This is a genomic window from Vibrio celticus (assembly GCF_024347335.1).
Classification (GTDB): domain Bacteria; phylum Pseudomonadota; class Gammaproteobacteria; order Enterobacterales; family Vibrionaceae; genus Vibrio; species Vibrio celticus.
Genome location: NZ_AP025463.1, coordinates 891824 through 913007, shown reverse-complemented (window position 1 = coordinate 913007; position 21184 = coordinate 891824). Strand labels below are relative to the sequence as shown.

Below are 21184 nucleotides of genomic sequence, written 5' to 3'. Positions count from 1 at the left end.
AAAAAGCCGCTCATCTTAGATAAGCGGCTTTGTCATTTTCTAATCTCGCCTTTTTCAACGAGAGTCTGAAGACCTGAACTACATCATCACGTTAAGCGACAAACCATCTTGTTTGCTGATGGTGTAGCGAATACGCGTTGTATGACCATGCTTATTCGTATCGACCAAGCGAGAAACTTTCCCTTTCTTGACCCAAACACTCAGCATCGCATCGACGCCATCTTCACTCATGCCAAACTTTGCAGCGAGCTCTTTACGAGCCGCAACGCCGTGGCTATCAATGTATTGATGAAGTTCAGTTAAAATCATACTACTTGCACCTCTAGTGCTTTCTGCTTACTGCCCACTTTCTTGAAGACGTGATACGTCACCACAAAACCACCAGCAATCGCCACCATCCATACTGCACTTGTCACAGGATGCGCAGCAAAGTTTACCGCTTGGTAGTAGAAAGTCGCACCAAAGTAACCAAGAGCCATCGTCCAAACCGCGATGAAGCGTGCAAACGTCTGACCAAATTCACGAACATAAGCACCCATCGCTGCCACACAAGGCGTGTAAAGCAGGATAAGAATCAAGTAAGCGAATGCCGCATGACCAGATACAAACTTGTCTTTCAAGTTACCAAAGATAGATGTATCGACTTCTTGGTCAGCTGCTACAGAATTAGAGTCAGACAAGTCGCCAACTTCAATACCTAATGGATCTGAGTAGCTCAAACCGGCTAGGTTTTCAGGGATCGTCATTACCGCTTCTTGCAAGCTTGCTGCTAAGTCAAACTCAGCCGCTTCTTCATCAGAAGGCGTTGTGTATAGGCTATTTAATGTACCTACAACAGCTTCTTTAGCGAAAATACCCGTGATGATACCAACCGTTGCAGGCCAGTTCTCTTCAGTGATACCAATCGGTTGGAATACAGGCGTTACAACTTGAGCCGCTTTAGACAGTACTGAGTTTTCGCTGTCTTCGTTACCAAAGCTGCCGTCCATACCTAGAGAGTTTAGGAAGCTAAGAATAGCCACAACCATCACGATTGTTTTACCTGCACCAAGTACGAAACGCTTCAGCTTCTGCCAAGTTTTCAGCATTACGTTTTGCACTGTCGGCAATTCGTAATCTGGCATTTCCATTACTAAGCTATCGCTGCTACCTGGGTAGATCGTGTTTTTCAGGAAAAGGCCCGTGAACACAGAAGCAACGATACCCATGATGTACAGAGCGAATACTACGTTTTGTCCTGCACCAGGGAAGAACGCCGCTGCGAACAGTGCGTATACCGGTAAACGAGCACCACATGACATAAACGGCGCCATTGATGCTGCCAGTTTACGTTCGCGCTCTTGGTCAAGAGTACGAGTTGCCATGATTGAAGGCACGTTACAACCAAAGCCCAGTACAAGTGGGACAAATGCTTTACCCGGTAAACCAATCTTCTGCATCACTTTATCAAGTACGAATGCAGCACGAGCCATGTAGCCTGAACTTTCTAGTACCGCTAAGAATAGGTAAAGCGCTGCGATAACAGGAATAAAGGTCGCAACTGTTTGAATACCACCGCCAATACCATCAGCAAGTACAGTAACTAACCAAACGGGTAAATGACCATCTAATAAGTGGTGTCCACCATCTACTAATATTGCCCCAACACCAATGTCAAAGAAGTCGATAAACGCACTACCGATATTGATAGAGAACATGAACATTAGGTACATGATGACGAAGAAGAAAGGAATACCGACCCATTTGTTCAAAATGAATTGGTCTGCTTTCTCTGTAAAGTTACGGCTTAGTTTGCCTTCGCTGCGACGAACACGTTTACAAAGGTCATGTAAGAAAGTGTATTTAGCGTCAGCAACAGCAAGGTCAATATCGAAATCGGCACCAAGACGCACGCTATCAATTTGAGTGCGAGTTTGTGGAGCCAGTCCATTCAATACCAAGTAATCATTTTCTAAAGCGCGAATCGCTAGTGCTCGGTGAGATACGTCAGCATCATCAAATTGTGACTCAACAGAAGGGATAAGAGCTTCTAACGCGACATCGTAATCAATAGAGATAGGGTCAAGACTCACACCTTGAACAAGCAGTTTATGCAGGCGTTCTTTAAAGCGAACCACTTGACCTTTGTCGTTTGCAGACAAGCTTAGAACTGGGCAACCTAGCTCTTTCTCTAGCGCTTTAAGGTTAATCACCTGACGTTCGCGCTTCAATACATCCATTTTGTTCAACACAACGATCATTGGGCGACCCAACTCACGTAGTTGTAATGTCATGTATAAGCTTCGTTCTAGACAGCTAGCGTCGACAACATTGATGATCACATCTGCTGGGTGAGTTAAAACAGCGCGAGACGCGATAGATTCATCGATGCTGTTCGCATCATTACCACTGTCTAATGCGTAGATACCCGGTAAATCCGTTAGTTGAAACTGATCACCTGCGTGCGAGTATAAACCCGTCTTCTTTTCAACAGTTACACCAACCCAGTTACCAACGTGCTGCTTGGCACCAGTCAGTGCGTTGAACAGTGTTGTTTTACCACTATTCGGGTTACCAACGGTAAGAACTTGATAATCCATTTAGATAACCTCGATTTGTTCTGCAATGCTTTCACGAATGGCGATAGAAACACCTCTCACTTCAACTTGAAGCGGATCACCCATAGGTGCACGGCGGATAAGCGTCACCTCGGTTTTTGGCAACATACCCATGACCATAAGTTTTTTCCTTACGTCTGGTGTTAAACCTGTTAGTGCAACAATAGAAGCCGCCTTTCCTTGCTCTAGTTGTGAGAGTTTCATAAGTACCCAATTCGTGACTGATAATGAGAAAGATTGTTATTAACGCTATAATACACATACATGCCCACAATTCTATTGTGTGAAATCAATGTTTTCGAAAATACATACTCGTAAATTTCGTTAAAAACGTTTACGTCAAAAACGTTACTTTCAACAACTAGCAAGAACTACCTCACTAGTACAAATCCTCCCAGACAACAACAAACCATTAATTATCAATTAGTTAAAATAATGTCGGTTTTCTCATAGGTATCTGTCGTTAATTTTATAAGTAAAATAAGTGGCTGGACGTATAGTTACTCCATCGAAGAGAAACTACTTCTCTTTAATTTTATTCCAGAGGTGATATGGCTTTGCTATATCACTCCGGCAGCAAGCGAAGGTGTCATTGGCACCCGTGGTATAGTCCCCCCGGCTATGCCACGATATTTTTTTCTTCCTCGTTATACCCCTAGCAAACTTACTGCAGCCCTAACCCTTTTTATCTCTATCTCTATCTCTATCTCTATCTCTATCTCTATCTCTATCTCTATCTCTATCTCATATGAGCGTAAAAAAGCCCCAACACGAATGTCGAGGCTAGAGTATCTTTATTTATGTTCTAGCGGAGTATCCGCTGCGCGCTACTGCTACTCTTCGTTGTTTTCAGCAAACTTAGATGGTGACATGCCAAAGTGGTGCTTAAACCTTTGACTGAAATAGGAAGGGTCATTGAACCCCGAATCAAACGCCACATTAGAGATCTTCTCTCCAGCAAGTAAGCGCTCACACGCATGCTCTAGACGTACTTCATTCAAGTGCTCTTTAAAGGTCTTGTTGTAAGCCGATTTAAAGCGTCTCTGTAAGCTTCTCTCAGACATAAACAAATACTTAGCGGCAGTTGCAGTACTGAACTCGGCATCAGCGTAGTTTTCACTCACAAGCTGCGACACTCTGTTCTTCCATTCTTGCTCCGCTGTCAGTTTTTGCTGTTCTGGCGCTGAAGCGGCAAGCTTAATGGTTTCAATCTGTTCAATTGTGCTGGCTTCAAGATTATCGAGCACTTGGTACTCAATTGGCCACGAAAGCTGAACCTTATTTTGAGACTCCGAAACAAAGGCATTAAGCTCGCCACCGCTCTGATTCATCAATAGCGGCAGCTTTTCGATGTTAAGGTCGGTCGACTTTCCGGTATTGTCACCCATGCTTGATGCCAGCTTAGGGAAAGGCATCCCATGATCTCGAATGGTTACAACAAGATGCTCCTTAACCTCTTCAACCAGAACCACCATACTCTGCGACTTAAAGTTTCTCTTGATGATGCTCCCAACCAAGCTATTGAAGATAATATCGAGATTAAAATACAGCAACGAGACATATCGTTGTTTTGTTTCGACTTTAATATCCAGTTCAATACCAGCTTTCGCTAAGTCGTCCTGCCAAGCTTTGAGTACCGCTTCTAAGATTAAAATTATATCGTAACAAACTTGCCCTTTCCCTTGAGGATTATTGCTCAATTGGGCTAAGCCATTTTTCAAGGTTAGAATTGGCGACTTCCCGTGCTCTTCATTCCAATTCGGGATCATCGCAGCAATCTGATTCACTTCAGAAGAGAGTTCATTGGCAGTATGAGACACAAGCGCATTCTTAACGGATAGCTGCTTTTTAAGCTGTTGATTAGTCGCGAGCAATATCCGGCTTTGGTGCCTCAATTGATCCGTCTTCAATGCAACTTGCGCTTTTAAGTGCCGGTTGGCAAAAGTGACATAACGAGAACGCCAAAAGACCAAGATAGTCACAACGCCAATCAGTAACATCAGAGAGCTTGCTGCAGCCCAATTGGTCAGATACCAAGGCTCCGCAATCGAGAAGCTTTGATTGGTTGACACAAAGCGATAATGGGAGTCCTTGACCGGCTTCACTTCAAGTGTGTAATCCCCAGGAAGAAGATGGTCGAGCGTTAACAAGCCCCCTTCAAACTCACTCCATGGTTCATCGTCGCTCAGTCGATATTCCATCGCTGGTGCGAACGTTGCTGGCAAGATACCTAGCTTAAACCCCATCGATGAGCCATAAGGAATCTCATCCAGTTCAGCCGTTTTCCCGCCAAGTGACATCGTTTGTTGGTCGACACTTATCTTACTCAACAAGGCACGGCTATGAGGTGTGGTTGATACCAGTAACTCGTTAGACAACGCGCTGACTACGCCATACTTTGAGCCGAAAACAAGCCTCGAAGGTTGGCTCTCTTCACTGTAAAACAGAGCACACGCTCCTGCCGCCAATTCATTGGTGATCAAACCAAATGGCGAACCGATGTGTTTATGCAGCTGCCCATCCAACCCGTAATAACTGATGCCTTTCGAAGAGCCTAACCAAACACCATTGTCATCGCTTATCAGGCAGTTAGGTCTAATATTGTCTTCAACAAGAGTGATTTCTTGAATAATAGAGCTGTCATCCGGGATTCGATACACGCCATAACTACTAGCAAACCACTGCGCTCCATCCTTCGCTTTTTCAATATCGACGACTTTGCCAAAACGCTCGCTGGAACGACTAAAACTAATTCGTTTATCAATGAACGAGTAGAAGCCATGGTCAGTGCCTATATAGATACGACCGAGCAAGCCTATATTGAGATCAGTGATCTTCGCAGGCAAAAACTTGTCGACTAACCAGTCAGTGCCATAGCTCGTTAGTTTCATGGTTTCGATAGATAACGAATAAAGGTTTTGCCCAGAAGTCATCCAAAGTACGTTGTCTGCCTGAAGCGCAAAGTTTTCAACGTGTACTCCCTTAATCGGCCTTGGTAAATCAAGGGCTTCAGGTTGTAGCGTTTCCGTATTTAGACTAATGATGCCTTCTTCGGTCGCCAACCAAATTGACGAGCCAAAAATCTCAAAATCATTAACGGAATTAGAGTAAACACGAATTGGATTCTCTTCACTTTCAGAATCAACCAAGTAGAGCCCCATTGAAGACGCGACCCAAGATAACTGGTCACTGACAGGCAGTACTTTGTTGATCACCACACTACTCGAATGCATGCCCATACCAGTTAGGGGCGTTCTCGAAAAAGTTTTGCTGAACAGTGAGAAATATCGGATACCGTTGTTTGTCGCAATCCACATGCCACCAGCATGGTCATTGATCAATGAATATATTTTCTCACCCGGTAACGAGAAGTCTTGATTGGCGGCTTGTTTGAATCGAGTAATTTGTCCCGTAATAAAATTGTAGCTAATAAGGCCGTGCTCTGTACCAATCCAATACTGGTCCGAAGTTTCGGCCAACGAGAGAACATGCGACCCTTTAACGATGGTCTCTTTATCTGGGTTAGCGAGATCAACAATCACAGCACCATTTAAGGTACCAATCACTAACTCACGTCGAGCATTCGAAAAATAAACCGTCTCAATATGGCTCTTGTTTGATGCGGTGACATGGGTAAACTCTTGATTCTCTGAAAGGTAAACGCCTGAACTGGTCGCCAGTACCCACTTTGACAGCACCCACTCCGCATCGTTAATCGCAATGTCACTACTGTTATTGTATCGGTACAATTTCAGTAAAGAGTACGTGTTGAATTCTAAAGATTGAGTGTTGTAGGTATAAAAATTGCTGCCGTCAGTGACCCAAATATAATCGCCTGATGCACCGATATTCGTTATTTCAGCGCCGGGACTTAGGCTAAACGCCAATTCATTGCCAATTCCTGGGCTATGTCGATACACCTCGTTGTCGAAAAATGTCCAAAACTCATCATTAAGAAACGCGACTCTTTCTGAAGAAAATTGCAGCAAGCTACCTTTGCGAGGAAATAAGGTTCGGCCATCGTAAAAAAGTATTTTTCCATGCACATCATGAACCCAAAGCCCACCTCCAGCACCTAGGTACAAGTTTTTAGCCGCAAGAAAATTCCCTTGCGCTTGAACGGGCAAAGGATAGAAAACGGAGGGTGATGTATTTACCGCTAGAACGCTAAATGAAATGCTCATTAACATGAACATTTTAAAGATAATTCGATACAACTCTTAATCCTGAACAGCAACAACGCATGAAATTTTGGGCACCACAACGTCTTATCGTTGCTGAACCAAAAACTGAGTTTTTTTGTGATTATTATTATCTTTCTATTTTAGCGGAAATTAGAAAAGGAGAAAGGAGGTTTGCTATTTGTTAGGAGGTTTTTATCTTAACGGTCACGAAAATGCCGCAAAAAGCGGCATCATTCATAAATTAACGAGAGCAAAGTAGAGTAAAGAATACTCGTTATGAATTACTTCCCACTTAAGCAGCTTGTGTAGCTATCTGTAAGTTGCTGAAGAAAATCGAAATAACTTCCACTCTTCACTTCAACCGTTGAACCGATCGGATCAAGCTGGCCTTGTTTAGCGTTACTTCCACGAGTCACCGATTCGATCACAGCCGGAGTAAATTGAGGCTCTGCGAATACACATTGAACATTGTCACGCACCAAGGTTTTCTTGATAGCAATCAGGCTTTTTGCGCCCGGTTTACGCTCTGGGCTCACCGTAAAGTGGCCTAAGTTATTTAGTTCAAACTCTTGCTCAAAGTAGCCATACGCATCGTGAAATACGTAGTAACCTTTGTCTTTCACTGGCGCAAGTTGTTCATGAATAGACTGCTGCTTTTCTTTTAAAGCAATCAGGAATGAATCTAGGTTTTCTTGATACGCCATTGCGTTATCAGGGTCAGATTCAATCAACTTTGCTGAGATGTATTTTGCGACCACTTCAACTTGATCGATGCCTAACCAAAAATGCGGGTCATGGCTACCATGATTATGTCCTTCATGAGCATCGTGGTCATCGTGTCCGAACTCTCGCAAGTTAATTCCTGGAATCTCGCTGATCTTGATAACGTTTTCTTTTGAACCAATCACCTTAGTCAAAAAGGCTTCTAGGTCAGGGCCAAACCAGATAACCATATCGGCACTGTGAACTTTTTTGACATCAGATGGCTTAAGCGCATAATCGTGCGGCGAAGCATTGCTGTTCATCAACACATCCGGTTCACTAACGCCCTGCGTTAATTCCGTCACAATCATTTGAATTGGTTTAAAGCTTGTTAGAATAGTATTGGCACTTGCGACACTTGGCGCTAAAAGCAAAGTAGCAAGTATAAAAGATGAACGTGACATAATCCCTCGATGATAGAAAAGTAGCTTAGGCTTGAGGTAAATGTTACATTATAACATTAGTGAATTGCAAATGAGTTCTATTCATGGATAACTTAATCCAACTAGATTCTGTGAGCGTCGAATTTGACGGTCGAAAAGTTCTAGACAACATCTCTCTAAATTTAGAGCGCGGCAGAATCACCACCCTGATTGGGCCAAACGGTGCAGGAAAGTCGACATTAGTAAAAGTGGTACTGGGTTTACAGACCAAATTTTCAGGCACAATAACAAAAGCCAAAAAACTGAAAATTGGCTATGTACCACAAAAATTAAAGCTCAATGATTCCCTGCCGCTCAACGTAGAGCGTTTTCTAAAGCTCACTGGCAAGTTCAGTCAGCAAGAAATCCTTGAAGCATTGAAGCTCGTTGGTGCTGAACATCAGCAAAAGAGCAACATGCACCAGTTATCAGGCGGTGAAAACCAACGTGTGCTCATTGCTCGTTCATTACTAAGAAGACCAGACCTACTGGTTCTTGATGAACCGGCTCAAGGAGTCGACGTTCAAGGGCAAATTGACCTGTATGACTTGATTGACACCATTCGTCACCGCTTTGGTTGTGCCGTATTTATGGTTTCGCACGACCTGCATTTAGTGATGGCAAAAACAGACGATGTTATCTGTTTGCACCACCACATTTGCTGTTCAGGTGCACCTGCAGACATCAAACACCATCCTTCGTATATTGCGCTCTTTGGCACCGCGACCCAAGAGACGCTAGCGTTTTATCACCACCAACACGAACATCACCATCATGATCTTGCAGGCCAACCAGTAACGGGCGGTGCACATGAATGTTCAAACCATAAACACGGACACCACTAATGCTTGAGTTTCTTCTTCCCTCTATTTTGGCGGGTTTGGGTATTGCACTGATTGCAGGCCCACTAGGTTCATTCGTGGTTTGGCGCAAGATGGCTTACTTTGGTGACACGCTTGCTCACGCTTCTTTGATGGGATTAGCACTTGGCTTCCTGTTCAACATTAACTTGTACTTCGCGCTGCTGATCTGTTGTTTGATGCTGGCTGTGTTGCTCGTAACATTGCAAAAACAAAAACTGGTCGCGACCGATACCCTACTCGGTATTTTGGCGCACAGTGCGCTCTCTTTAGGCCTTGTAGCGGTAAGCTTCTTAGACAACGTTCGAGTTGACCTAATGAGTTACTTATTTGGCGACTTGCTTGCGGTATCGCCGACTGATCTAGTGTTCATCTATGCGGGTGCTGCTGTGATTGGGTTGGTGCTTGCTATCTTTTGGCGACCACTACTATCAACGACGGTTAACGAAGATCTCGCGGCGGTTGATGGCATCAACATTGATTTAATGCGTCTGATTCTGATGCTATTGGTCGGTATCGTGATTGCTGTCGGCATGAAGTTTGTTGGTGCGTTAATAATGACATCGCTACTGATCATCCCAGCAGCTACAGCAAGGAAATTCGCGAATACACCCGAGCAAATGGCCTTCCTCGCATCGGTTATTGGCTCCATCGCAGTCTTCGGAGGGCTAAGCTTGTCTTGGTTCTATGATACGCCTGCAGGCCCGTCTGTTGTTATTAGTGCTGCAGCAATGTTTATGTTATCTCAAATGATTAGAAGTCGCGCTTAAGCGTACGATTTTCGTATCTCGTAAGATTGAAAACAGACAAAAAAGGCTTGGTCAGTGACCAAGCCTTTTTAATATCGTTCAGTTAACTTCTATCTCAATCGATAAAAGCCCGCTGATTACCAACCCGTGATTTCACGTAGGCCTTTACCGATGTCAGCAAGAGACTTAACAGTCTTAACGCCTGCTGCTTCTAGTGCTGCGAATTTATCTTCAGCAGTACCTTTACCGCCAGAGATGATTGCGCCTGCGTGGCCCATACGTTTGCCCGGAGGAGCAGTAACACCAGCGATGTAAGATACAACTGGCTTAGTTACGTTTGCTTTGATGAATTCAGCCGCTTCTTCTTCCGCAGTGCCACCGATCTCACCAATCATTACGATTGCTTCAGTCTCTGGGTCTTCTTGGAAAAGTTTTAGGATATCAATGAAGTTTGAACCTGGAATAGGGTCACCACCGATACCAACACATGTAGACTGACCAAAGCCTTCATCTGTTGTTTGCTTAACTGCTTCGTACGTCAGAGTACCTGAACGAGATACGATACCTACTTTACCCTTCTTATGGATATGACCAGGCATGATACCAATCTTACACTCATCTGGAGTAATAAGACCTGGACAGTTAGGACCGATCATGCGAACGCCAGTTTCTTCTAGCTTCACTTTAACGTCGATCATATCTGTCGTAGGGATACCTTCAGTGATCGTTACGATCAGTTCGATACCTGCATCAATCGCTTCTAGGATTGCATCTTTACAGAAAGGAGCTGGTACGTAGATAACTGTTGCAGTTGCGCCAGTTACTTCTACCGCTTCACGTACTGTGTTGAATACTGGAAGGCCTAGGTGAGTTTGACCACCTTTACCAGGTGAAACACCACCAACCATTTGCGTACCGTATGCGATAGCTTGGTCTGAGTGGAATGTACCTTGACCGCCAGTGAAACCCTGACAGATTACTTTAGTGTCTTTGTTAATTAATACAGACATTATTTAGCCTCCGCAGCAGCAACAACTTTCTGAGCAGCATCTGTTAGAGATTCAGCTGCAATGATATCAACATCAGAATTAGCAAGTACTTCGCGACCTAGGTCTGCGTTTGTACCTTCTAGACGAACAACTACAGGAACTGTTACGCCTACTTCTTTAACTGCACCGATAATACCTTCAGCGATCATGTCACAACGAACGATGCCACCGAAGATGTTTACGAGTACTGCTTTAACATTGTCATCAGAAAGGATGATCTTGAATGCTTCAGCTACACGTTCTTTTGTCGCGCCGCCGCCTACATCAAGGAAGTTTGCTGGCTTGCCGCCGTGTAGGTTTACGATATCCATCGTACCCATAGCAAGGCCTGCACCGTTAACCATACAGCCAACGTTGCCATCTAGTGCTACGTAGTTCAGTTCCCACTGTGCTGCGTGTGCTTCGCGCTCATCTTCTTGAGATGGATCGTGCATTTCACGAAGTTTTGGCTGACGGTACATTGCGTTTGAGTCGATGTTGATCTTACCGTCTAGACAAAGCAGGTTGCCTTCGCCAGTAATGACAAGCGGGTTGATTTCTAGTAGAGCTAGGTCGTACTGAGAGAACATTTGGCCAAGACCCATGAAGATCTTAACGAACTGTTTGATTTGATCGCCAACTAGACCAAGTTTGAACGCAAGTTCGCGGCCTTGGTAAGCTTGAGGGCCCACTAGAGGATCGATCGCTGATTGGTGAATCAACTCTGGAGTTTCTTCAGCGATTTTCTCAATGTCCACACCGCCTTCAGTTGACGCCATGAATACAATTTTACGCGTTGCACGGTCAACAACAGCACCTAGGTAAAGTTCGTTAGCAATGTTTGATGCTTCTTCAACTAGGATCTTTGTTACAGGCTGACCATTAGCGTCTGTTTGGTAAGTCACTAGGTTTTTACCTAGCCACTTTTGTGCAAACTCTTTAACGCCTTCTTTGGTGTCATGTAGCTCTACGCCGCCCGCTTTACCGCGGCCACCAGCGTGTACTTGACACTTAACGACTTTCTTGGCTGTACTGATACGACCTGCAGCTTCGAAAGCTTCTTGTGCAGTATCACATGCGAAACCTTCTGGTACAGGCAAACCGAATTCTGCAAACAGCTGTTTGGCTTGGTATTCATGCAAATTCATTTTGATATTCCGTTTATTTTCCCTTAAGGGATTATTATTTCCATAACGACACAGTTTCCTGTGTTACGTCTGTAGGGTCTTCTCAAATAAACTGCTGTCCATTTTCTAATGGCTTTACAGTTCAAGTGAAGGCCAGACGTTGAGCAGCCTAGCCTTTGAAACTTTTTACGTCTAGCTAACCGGGCCAACTAGACGTTTTAGCGATACTAAACGTCTAATAGCAGACGTGCAGGATCTTCTAGTAGCTCTTTGATGGTCACTAGGAAGCCAACTGATTCACGGCCATCGATTAGACGGTGGTCGTAAGAAAGCGCTAGGTACATCATTGGTAGAATCTCTACCTTGCCATCAACAGCCATTGGACGGTCTTGGATTTTGTGCATACCCAAAATTGCCGCTTGAGGCGGGTTGATGATTGGCGTAGACATTAGAGAACCAAATACACCACCGTTTGTGATAGTGAAGTTACCGCCCATCAGTTCATCAACCGTTAGCTTGCCGTCACGACCTTTGATTGCTAGCTCTTTGATGCCTTTTTCGATATCAGCGAAACCTAGTGTGTCACAGTCTTTCAGTACTGGAGTCACTAGACCACGTGGCGTAGATACCGCCATGCTGATGTCGAAGTAGTTGTGGTAAACGATGTCTGTACCGTCGATAGAAGCGTTCACTTCAGGGAAACGTTTTAACGCTTCTGTTACTGCTTTCACGTAGAAAGACATGAAGCCAAGACGCGTATCGTGACGTTTCTCGAATTGGTCTTTGTACTGCTTACGAAGGTCCATGATTGGCTTCATGTTCACTTCGTTGAAAGTAGTCAGCATTGCTGTGCTGTTCTTCGCTTCTAGAAGACGGTTTGCAACTGTCTTACGTAGGCGAGTCATAGGTACGCGTTTTTGGCTACGAGCTGCTGCTGGCGCTTCAACTGCTGGTGCAGATGCTGCTGCCGGAGCCGCTTTCGCTGCTGCTAGGTGTGCGTCGATGTCTTCACGAGTAATACGACCACCAACACCAGTGCCTTTAACGTCAGCTGGTTGTAGGTTGTGCTCAGCAAGCAGGCGACGAACGGCTGGGCTTAGTGCGTCGTTGTTCTCTTCTGTTAGCGCAGCTTTATGGCGCTTGTCAGGAGATGCTTCTGTATCTTCAGTGGTGTCTTTCGTTGGTTCACCAGCGACAGCACCCGGCTTGATTTTAGCCAGAAGCTGCTTAGAAAGTACCGTAGCACCCTCTTCTTCGATGATAGCTTCCAGAACACCCGCTTCAGGAGCTGGTACTTCTAGAACTACTTTATCTGTTTCGATATCTACAATGACTTCATCACGTGCAACCGCTTCGCCCGGTTTTTTGTGCCAAGTAGCAACTGTTGCATCAGCCACAGATTCAGGTAAATCTGGAACCAGAATTTCAATTGTCATGTGCGTATTTTCCTTTTACTTCTAGTTCTTAAGTAGGGTCAAAGCGTCGTCAACTAACGCTTTTTGTTGTTTCAAGTGTACCGACATATAGCCAACAGCTGGTGATGCTGATGCAGGACGACCTGCGTATTGAATATCAGCACCTACTGGGATAGCAGCTCGGAAATTATGTTGGCTACTGTACCAAGCACCTTGGTTTTGTGGCTCTTCTTGACACCAAACGTAATCGACTACATTTGTGTATTGTGCGATGGCAGCTCTCACGTCCTCATAAGGGAACGGGTAAAGTTGCTCAATACGTACAATAGCGACATCGTCTTGCTCGTTCTTACGTCTTTGGTCAAGCAGGTCAAAGTAAACCTTACCTGAACAGAACACGACGCGTTTTACGTTCTCAGGAGCCAGGTCATCAATTTCTGCGATAGCTGGTTGGAACGTGCCTTCTGCCAAATCTTCAAGAGAAGAAGTACACAGAGGGTGACGAAGCAATGACTTAGGTGACATTACAATCAGTGGACGACGCATTGGTCGAACAACCTGACGGCGAATCATGTGGTAAACCTGTGCCGGTGTTGAAGGAACAACAACCTGCATATTTTGTTCAGCACATAACTGAAGGTAACGCTCAAGACGTGCAGAAGAGTGCTCTGGGCCTTGGCCTTCATAACCGTGAGGAAGCAGCATAGTTAGACCACATAGACGTGCCCACTTTTGCTCACCTGATGAAATGAATTGGTCGATAACAACTTGTGCACCGTTTGCGAAGTCACCAAATTGTGCTTCCCAAAGGGTTAGACCGCTTGGCTCTGCTGTTGCATAACCATACTCAAATGCGAGTACCGCTTCTTCAGATAACACAGAGTCAAACACTTGGAATGGCCCTTGTTTATCATGAATGTTCGCAAGAGGAACATACGTGCTTGCATCTGATTGATTGTGCAGTACTGAGTGACGGTGGAAGAACGTACCACGACCTGAATCTTGGCCTGAGATACGAATACGCTTACCGTCGTCAACAAGTGTTGCGTAAGCCAGCGTTTCAGCCATACCCCAATCGACTTGTTTCTCACCATTCACCATGGCAGTACGATCGTTGTACAGTTTATTGACTCGGCTTTGCAGCTTGTGGCTGTCTGGGTATTGGCAAAGTTTGGTACCAAGCTCTTTCAGGCGCTCGATATCAATCTTGTTATCCCACTCGATGTTCCAGTCGTGACCTAGGTAAGGAGACCAGTCTACTGAGTGAAGTGCCATAGGGCGCCACTCTTTAACCACAACTTCACCGTGATCAAGTGCATCACGATATTCGTTAACTAGCTGAGTTGCTGTATCAATACCAAACTCACCGCGCTCCATTAGCACGTCAGCGTAAAGCTTACGTGGTGTTGGGTGCTTCTTGATTTTTTGGTACATCAAAGGCTGTGTTGCATTCGGCTCATCGGCTTCATTGTGACCGTGGCGACGGTAACAAACCAAATCAATAACAACATCACGCTTAAACGTATTACGGTAATCCAATGCAAGACGCGCAACAAACGCAACCGCTTCTGGATCATCAGAGTTAACGTGGAAAATCGGAGCCTGAACCATCTTCGCGATATCAGTACAGTACATCGTAGAACGAGTATCGCGTGGGTTAGACGTTGTAAAACCAACTTGGTTATTTACAACGATACGAACCGTACCACCCACACAGAAACCACGCGCTTGAGACATGTTAAACGTCTCTTGTACTACACCCTGACCAGCGATAGCTGAGTCACCGTGGATAGTAATTGGAAGTACACGGCTACCGTCATTATCACCAAGGCGATCTTGACGCGCGCGTACTGAACCGATAACTACCGGGTTTACGATTTCTAAGTGAGATGGGTTAAATGCAAGTGCTAAGTGAACGTTGCCGCCTGGCGTTGCGAAGTCCGCAGAGAAACCTTGGTGGTATTTCACGTCACCAGTACCCCACGTGTCATCGTGCTTGCCCGCAAACTCGTCAAACAGGTCTTGTGGCTTTTTACCAAGCACGTTGACCAACATGTTTAGACGACCACGGTGAGCCATACCAACAACAACTTCGCGCATGCCTTGTCCGCCAGCATGACGAATAATTTCTTTCGTCATTGGGATAAGCGCATCACCACCTTCCAACGAGAAGCGTTTTGCGCCTGGGAATTTCGCACCAAGATAGCGCTCAAGACCTTCAGCAGCAGTTAGCTCTTCTAGGAAAGCTTGTTTTTCTTCTTTGTTGAAAGAGGGTTGACCAGATACAGACTCTAAACGTTGTTGGATCCAACGCTTTTGCTCTGTATTTGTCATGTGCATGTATTCTGCACCAATAGAGCCACAATAAGTTTGCTTTAGAGATTTGTAGAGATCTTTAAGCACCATCGTCTCTTGGCCAATGGCGTAAGAGCCGACGTTAAACGTCTCATTGAGGTCATCTTCGGTAAGAGTGTGGAAAGAAGGGTCCAGTTCATCAACTGTCGCTCTTTTCCATAAACCTAGGGGGTCTAGATTTGCTGCTTGATGCCCTCGGAATCGATAGGCATTAATAAGTTGCAGAACCTTTACTTGTTTCGCATCGACATCTGGATCACTAACTTGGACACTGTAATGCTTTGTTTCTTGAGCGAGTCGACGGAAGTATTCACGAACACGAGAGTGTGGTTGTTCCACTGTCTCTGAAGCTTGCACAGGCAGTTCTTCAAAAACACTTCTCCATTCGTCACTTACCGAATCTGGGTCACTTAGATACAGTTCATAGAGTTCTTCTACGTACGTTGCATTGGCGCCAGCCAAGTGTGAAGACTCGAGCCATGCCTTCATCACGCCGTTGTGCATATTTTCCCTTAACCAGTAGTTTTCACGTTTGCTGCGGTCTATGCCGAGCTATTAAAAGGCCGCCCCAAAACTTCTAGGGCGGCAATTTTTATATAACTTAAACCGAACGATTCACTAGCATGGTCTTGATGTGACCAATCGCTTTCGTCGGATTTAATCCCTTAGGACAAACACTTACACAATTCATGATGCCATGGCAACGAAAAACGCTAAATGCATCATCAAGATCGGACAAACGTTCGTCTGTCGCTGTATCTCGGCTATCAATTAGCCAACGGTACGCTGCAAGCAGGCCTGCTGGTCCGATGAATTTGTCAGGGTTCCACCAGAACGATGGGCATGACGTTGTACAACATGCACACATGATACATTCGTACAATCCATCTAAATGAGCACGCTCATCAGGGCTTTGTAAGTTTTCACGAGCCGGTGGTACATTGCCATCAGACACTAAGAATGGCTTCACTTTTTCGTAGTTATCGTAGAATTGAGTCATGTCTACAATCAGGTCACGAACAACGGGTAAGCCAGGCAGTGGACGAATCACAATCTTGTCTTGGCCAGAAAGCGCAGACAATGGCGTGATACACGCTAGGCCATTCTTACCGTTCATGTTCAAACCATCCGAGCCACATACACCTTCACGGCATGAGCGACGGAATGAGATTGTTGGATCTTGCTCTTTCAACAGAATAAGCGCGTCCAAAAGCATCATGTCTGAACCTTCATCCACTTCTAGAGTGTATTCCTTCATGTAAGGCTTCTGGTCGACATCTGGATTGTAACGGTATAAAGAGAAATTCAGTTTCATGGTCATATCTCCTTAGTACGTACGTGCTTTTGGTGGGAACGCTTCACGATGGATAGGTTCCATGTTTACACCACGCTTAGTCATGCTCTCTGACTCTGGGTTGTAAAGTGAGTGGCATAGCCATTGCTCATCATCACGGTCAGGGAAATCGAATCGAGCGTGTGCGCCACGGCTCTCTGTACGGAAGTTTGCAGCAACAGCCGTTGCGAATGCTGTTTCCATCAAGTTTTCAAGCTCTAGACACTCGATACGTTGAGTGTTGAACTCTGTAGACTTATCAGATAGGTGTGCATTCTTCAGACGCTCGCGAATCGCTTTTAGCTCTTCTAGGCCTTCAGCCATTGCTTTGCCTTCACGGAATACCGAGAAGTTGTTCTGCATACATTGCTGAAGATCTTTACGAATTTGCGCTGGATCTTCGCCGTCTGTACTGTTTTCCCAACGGTTGTAACGCTCTAGTGAACGCTCAATGTCAGCTTCAGTTGCAGGTTTCGCTTCGTCTTGCTTCTTCAGTGTCTCACCTAGGTGTAGACCTGTCGCACGACCAAATACCACTAAATCAAGCAGTGAGTTACCACCTAGACGGTTAGCACCGTGTACAGAAACTGATGCAATTTCACCACAAGCAAATAGGCCTTGGATTTCAACATCGCTTCCGTCTTCAGTTTGCTTAATAGCTTGACCAGAAACTTGTGTTGGTACACCACCCATCATGTAGTGACATGTTGGGATTACTGGGATTGGCTCTTTAACTGGATCAACGTGAGCAAAGGTACGAGAAAGTTCACATACACCAGGAAGACGAGATTCAAGCGTCTCTTTACCTAGGTGATCAAGCTTAAGCTTAATGTGTGGACCCCAAGGGCCATCGCAACCGCGACCTTCACGAATTTCAACCATCATTGAACGAGCAACAACATCACGACCCGCTAAGTCTTTAGCGTTTGGTGCGTAACGTTCCATGAAGCGTTCGCCGTCTTTATTGAGAAGGTAACCACCTTCACCACGACAACCTTCCGTTACCAATACACCTGCACCAGCGATACCCGTTGGGTGGAACTGCCACATTTCGATGTCTTGCATAGGAACGCCAGCACGAATCGCCATACCAACACCGTCACCAGTATTAATATGTGCATTGGTTGTTGATGCGTAGATACGACCAGCACCACCGGTAGCCAGGATTGTTGCCTTCGCTTTGAAGTAGCAAACCTCGCCTGTTTCCATGCAAAGCGCAGTAGTACCTAAGATTGCACCATCTTCGTTCTTAACAAGATCCAGTGCATACCACTCAGAGAAAACGGTCGTTTTGTGTTTAATGTTTTGTTGGTAAAGCGTGTGAAGCAGAGCGTGACCAGTACGGTCGGCTGCAGCTGCGGTACGAGCCGCTTGCTCACCACCAAAGTTTTTAGATTGACCACCGAAAGGACGCTGGTAAATAGTACCGTTCTCAAAACGAGAGAAAGGTAGTCCCATTTTTTCAAGTTCGATTACCGACTCAGGACCGTTTTTACACATGTATTCGATAGCGTCTTGGTCACCGATGTAATCAGAACCTTTTACTGTGTCATACATGTGTTGTTCCCAATGGTCTTCATGCGCGTTACCAAGAGCAACAGTGATGCCGCCTTGCGCTGAAACCGTATGAGAACGAGTAGGGAAAACTTTAGAAAGCAATGCACAAGAAAGGCCTTGCTCAGAAATTTGCAGTGCGGCACGCATACCTGCACCACCAGCGCCGATAACTACGGCATCAAACTCACGAACAGGAATAGTCACTTACGCACCCCACAAAATAAACAGACCAGAGAAGAAATATCCAAGAAGAACTGCAACAACACCAACTTGAAGACCAACACGCAGTTTTGCGCATTTGATGTAGTCAGTTAGTACTTGCCATAGGCCGATCCACGCGTGAACCAAAACAGAAGTAAGCGCTAACATGGTGAAGACTTTAGTGAATGTTCCACCAAAGAATTGCGTCCAAGATGCGTAAGAGATATCACCAGAGAAAGCACAGAAGCTTACTAGGTAGATAGTGTAAAGAGTCATAATGATGGCAGTTGCACGAATCAGTAGATAATCATGAACACCATTACGACCAAAAGTAGAAACGTTGTTTACCATACTAAGATCCCCGCTAGTAGAGACAATACCGCTGTTGCTGCGAATGCAACCTTAGCGCTCTTAGCGCCAGATTCCAGCTCTTCAAAGTGACCTAGGTCCATAAGAAGGTGACGAATACCACCAGCAATGTGGTAAGCCAAAGCGGTTAAAATGCCCCACAGAATAAACTTCACGAAGAAACCATCGACAATGTCGCTAGCTTCCATAAAGCCTACTGGGGATGAGAGGGAAATGGATAGTAACCAAAGCAAAATTCCAATCGCGACAAAAGTTATCACCCCAGACACACGGTGTAGGATGGAAGCTATTGCTGTGATTGGAAAGTGGATGGTCTGTAAATCTAAATTAACAGGTCTTGTCTTTCTTTCTTTCACGGGCTTGCTCACTCAGCTCCATTGAGCATTATGGTCATTAAATAACCTTATGATATTGTTATGGACAAAATTTGATTGCTAACCTTCAAAATTTAACATTAACTTAACAAATAACTGAAGTTGAGCCTTAGATAATTGTAAAATAATTGTTAACTGCTCGATTAAGAAAGACACCTCACATTTCTTCTTAGCCTTGCATTTATAAGGTTTTAACCAAACTTTTCAGCGCCACTATACGGCTGGCAACATTCTAATACAATTGATGTAACAAATAATGCTACACAGACCAGATTTTTAACGAATTTAATGTAAAAAACACTAACAAGTGCACACAAAGCTGCAGAAAAATTGACTTTCCCACGTAAGACCAGTAAAAAAATGGCACATAAACATCCTGGACGGATTAAATAATAAACAAAGGAGATTGTTATGGCGGATAAGAAAGCTACCCTTCACATTGAAGGTCAAGCGCCAATCGAGCTGCCGATTACAGAAGGTGTACTTGGTACTCCAGTGATCGATGTTCGTACACTAGGTTCTAATGGTTTTTTCACTTTTGACCCTGGTTTTCTTGCCACTGCATCCTGTGAGTCTCAAATCACTTTTATTGACGGTGGAAAAGGTATTCTTTTACATCGTGGTTACCCAATTGACCAACTTGCCAATAACGCTGATTACTTAGAAGTATGTTACATACTTCTTTACGGTGAAGCCCCATCTCGAGCTGAGTACGAAAAGTTCAAGACTACCGTGACACGTCACACTATGGTGCATGAGCAAATTGCTAGTTTCTTCCACGGCTTCCGCCGTGACGCTCACCCTATGGCTGTAATGTGTGGTGTTGTAGGTGCTCTAGCGGCGTTCTACCACGACTCACTTGATGTAAACAACGATACACACCGTGAAATTGCGGCATACCGCCTGATTTCAAAAATGCCAACACTGGCTGCAATGTGTTACAAATATTCAATCGGTCAGCCGTTTATCTACCCACGTAACGACCTAGGCTACGCAGAAAACTTCTTACACATGATGTTTGCAAACCCATGTGAAGAGTATGAAGTGAACCCTATCGTTGCTCGTGCAATGGATAAAATCTTTACTCTACACGCTGACCACGAACAGAACGCTTCTACGTCTACAGTGCGTCTTGCTGGTTCATCTGGTGCTAACCCGTTTGCGTGTATCGCAGCAGGTATCGCATCACTTTGGGGCCCAGCTCACGGCGGTGCAAACGAAGCTTGTCTGCGCATGCTTGAAGAGATCGGTAGCGTAGATAACATTGAAGAATACGTTGCGAAAGCAAAAGACAAAGATGACCCATTCCGTTTGATGGGCTTCGGTCACCGTGTTTACAAGAACTACGATCCACGTGCAACAGTAATGCGCGAAGCGTGTCACGAAGTACTTAAAGAGCTAAACATCCAAGATCCACTACTAGACGTGGCAATGGAACTTGAGCGTATCGCTCTTTCTGATGAGTACTTTGTTTCTAAGAAACTATACCCGAACGTAGATTTCTACTCAGGTATCATTCTGAAAGCAATCGGTATTCCAGTATCTATGTTTACTGTAATCTTCGCGATGTCTCGTACCATCGGTTGGATTGCTCACTGGAACGAAATGCACAGCGATCCGACGAACCGTATCGGCCGTCCTCGTCAGCTGTATACTGGTGAAGAACAACGTGACTTTAAAGCACTTCACGAACGTGAATAGTTGCTATAAATCATAATGTTAAAAGGGGTTGGTGTGAGAACATCAACCCCTTTTCTTTTGTACGCTCTCAACACCGTCATCCTCAAGAATGCGAAGTGAACGAATAAAATAATATCGTCATCCCCAAGAACGAGGGACGAGTGAGTTGGG

The 21184-nt window shown here is 44.9% G+C and carries 16 protein-coding genes; 3 read left to right on the top strand and 13 right to left on the bottom strand.

The features are described 5' to 3' along the window. Nucleotides 1-78 precede the first annotated feature (78 nt). The 5 genes from OCV19_RS04335 to znuA all read right to left on the bottom strand — a co-directional run bounded on the left by OCV19_RS04335 (nt 79) and on the right by znuA (nt 7947). The gene (locus tag OCV19_RS04335; protein ID WP_017061938.1) at nt 79-309 is read right to left on the bottom strand and encodes a FeoC-like transcriptional regulator; all 231 of its coding nucleotides are present in this window, start codon (nt 307-309) and stop codon (nt 79-81) included. Next, nucleotides 306-2579 carry a Fe(2+) transporter permease subunit FeoB gene (gene feoB / locus OCV19_RS04330; RefSeq protein ID WP_065675895.1) on the bottom strand — a complete coding sequence of 758 codons (2274 nt, stop codon included), beginning with the start codon at nt 2577-2579 and terminating at the stop codon, nt 306-308. Before feoB ends, OCV19_RS04335 begins: the two co-directional genes overlap by 4 nt. Beyond that, the gene (locus tag OCV19_RS04325) at nt 2580-2801 is read right to left on the bottom strand and encodes a FeoA family protein (RefSeq protein ID WP_004734203.1); all 222 of its coding nucleotides are present in this window, start codon (nt 2799-2801) and stop codon (nt 2580-2582) included. It lies immediately after the preceding gene. A gap of 629 nt (nt 2802-3430) precedes the next feature. Next, complete coding sequence (locus OCV19_RS04320; protein WP_065675894.1) at nt 3431-6814, bottom strand: helix-turn-helix domain-containing protein; 3384 nt, start codon at nt 6812-6814, stop codon at nt 3431-3433. A gap of 248 nt (nt 6815-7062) precedes the next feature. Then, complete coding sequence (znuA, locus tag OCV19_RS04315; RefSeq protein ID WP_065675893.1) at nt 7063-7947, bottom strand: zinc ABC transporter substrate-binding protein ZnuA; 885 nt, start codon at nt 7945-7947, stop codon at nt 7063-7065. Nucleotides 7948-8030: 83 nt separating this feature from the next. Between znuA and znuC the strand changes: the two genes are divergently transcribed. Both znuC and znuB read left to right on the top strand, forming a co-directional pair. Then, the gene (gene znuC / locus OCV19_RS04310) at nt 8031-8810 is read left to right on the top strand and encodes a zinc ABC transporter ATP-binding protein ZnuC (RefSeq protein ID WP_065675892.1); all 780 of its coding nucleotides are present in this window, start codon (nt 8031-8033) and stop codon (nt 8808-8810) included. Then, nucleotides 8810-9595, top strand: coding sequence for a zinc ABC transporter permease subunit ZnuB (gene znuB / locus OCV19_RS04305; RefSeq protein WP_065675891.1), 786 nt, complete (start codon nt 8810-8812; stop codon nt 9593-9595). Before znuC ends, znuB begins: the two co-directional genes overlap by 1 nt. Nucleotides 9596-9711: 116 nt before the next feature. Here the strand turns inward: znuB and sucD are convergent, their stop codons facing one another. The 8 genes from sucD to sdhC all read right to left on the bottom strand — a co-directional run bounded on the left by sucD (nt 9712) and on the right by sdhC (nt 19327). Beyond that, a complete protein-coding gene (gene sucD / locus OCV19_RS04300) occupies nt 9712-10584 on the bottom strand; it encodes a succinate--CoA ligase subunit alpha (protein WP_004734209.1) in 873 nt (290 codons plus the stop codon). Continuing rightward, on the bottom strand, nt 10584-11750 hold the full coding sequence (gene sucC, locus OCV19_RS04295; protein ID WP_010436793.1) for an ADP-forming succinate--CoA ligase subunit beta: 1167 nt from the start codon (nt 11748-11750) through the stop codon (nt 10584-10586). Before sucC ends, sucD begins: the two co-directional genes overlap by 1 nt. 206 nt (nt 11751-11956) lie before the next feature. Then, nucleotides 11957-13165: a 2-oxoglutarate dehydrogenase complex dihydrolipoyllysine-residue succinyltransferase gene (gene odhB / locus OCV19_RS04290; RefSeq protein ID WP_017056410.1), complete on the bottom strand. Its 1209-nt coding sequence runs from the start codon at nt 13163-13165 to the stop codon at nt 11957-11959. Nucleotides 13166-13186: 21 nt separating this feature from the next. Further along, the gene (gene sucA, locus OCV19_RS04285) at nt 13187-16003 is read right to left on the bottom strand and encodes a 2-oxoglutarate dehydrogenase E1 component (RefSeq protein ID WP_017061946.1); all 2817 of its coding nucleotides are present in this window, start codon (nt 16001-16003) and stop codon (nt 13187-13189) included. A gap of 97 nt (nt 16004-16100) precedes the next feature. After that, a complete protein-coding gene (locus OCV19_RS04280; protein WP_010436773.1) occupies nt 16101-16814 on the bottom strand; it encodes a succinate dehydrogenase iron-sulfur subunit in 714 nt (237 codons plus the stop codon). A gap of 12 nt (nt 16815-16826) precedes the next feature. Beyond that, nucleotides 16827-18593, bottom strand: a complete 1767-nt coding sequence (gene sdhA / locus OCV19_RS04275; protein WP_048606450.1) for a succinate dehydrogenase flavoprotein subunit — start codon at nt 18591-18593, stop codon at nt 16827-16829. Next, nucleotides 18594-18941, bottom strand: coding sequence for a succinate dehydrogenase, hydrophobic membrane anchor protein (gene sdhD, locus OCV19_RS04270; RefSeq protein ID WP_010436768.1), 348 nt, complete (start codon nt 18939-18941; stop codon nt 18594-18596). After that, the gene (gene sdhC / locus OCV19_RS04265) at nt 18935-19327 is read right to left on the bottom strand and encodes a succinate dehydrogenase cytochrome b556 subunit (RefSeq protein WP_019820486.1); all 393 of its coding nucleotides are present in this window, start codon (nt 19325-19327) and stop codon (nt 18935-18937) included. Before sdhC ends, sdhD begins: the two co-directional genes overlap by 7 nt. 417 nt (nt 19328-19744) lie before the next feature. Here sdhC and OCV19_RS04260 point away from each other — a divergent pair, with 417 nt between their 5' ends. Then, nucleotides 19745-21034, top strand: coding sequence for a citrate synthase (locus OCV19_RS04260; RefSeq protein ID WP_017061949.1), 1290 nt, complete (start codon nt 19745-19747; stop codon nt 21032-21034). Nucleotides 21035-21184 lie beyond the last annotated feature (150 nt).

Coding starts and splice junctions, on each gene's coding strand:
- OCV19_RS04335 (WP_017061938.1), bottom strand. CDS start 309: ATGATTTTAACTGAACTTCATCAATACATTGATAGCCACGGCGTTGCG.
- feoB (WP_065675895.1), bottom strand. CDS start 2,579: ATGGATTATCAAGTTCTTACCGTTGGTAACCCGAATAGTGGTAAAACA.
- OCV19_RS04325 (WP_004734203.1), bottom strand. CDS start 2,801: ATGAAACTCTCACAACTAGAGCAAGGAAAGGCGGCTTCTATTGTTGCA.
- znuA (WP_065675893.1), bottom strand. CDS start 7,947: ATGTCACGTTCATCTTTTATACTTGCTACTTTGCTTTTAGCGCCAAGT.
- znuC (WP_065675892.1), top strand. CDS start 8,031: ATGGATAACTTAATCCAACTAGATTCTGTGAGCGTCGAATTTGACGGT.
- znuB (WP_065675891.1), top strand. CDS start 8,810: ATGCTTGAGTTTCTTCTTCCCTCTATTTTGGCGGGTTTGGGTATTGCA.
- sucD (WP_004734209.1), bottom strand. CDS start 10,584: ATGTCTGTATTAATTAACAAAGACACTAAAGTAATCTGTCAGGGTTTC.
- sucC (WP_010436793.1), bottom strand. CDS start 11,750: ATGAATTTGCATGAATACCAAGCCAAACAGCTGTTTGCAGAATTCGGT.
- odhB (WP_017056410.1), bottom strand. CDS start 13,165: ATGACAATTGAAATTCTGGTTCCAGATTTACCTGAATCTGTGGCTGAT.
- sucA (WP_017061946.1), bottom strand. CDS start 16,003: ATGCACAACGGCGTGATGAAGGCATGGCTCGAGTCTTCACACTTGGCT.
- OCV19_RS04280 (WP_010436773.1), bottom strand. CDS start 16,814: ATGAAACTGAATTTCTCTTTATACCGTTACAATCCAGATGTCGACCAG.
- sdhD (WP_010436768.1), bottom strand. CDS start 18,941: ATGGTAAACAACGTTTCTACTTTTGGTCGTAATGGTGTTCATGATTAT.
- OCV19_RS04260 (WP_017061949.1), top strand. CDS start 19,745: ATGGCGGATAAGAAAGCTACCCTTCACATTGAAGGTCAAGCGCCAATC.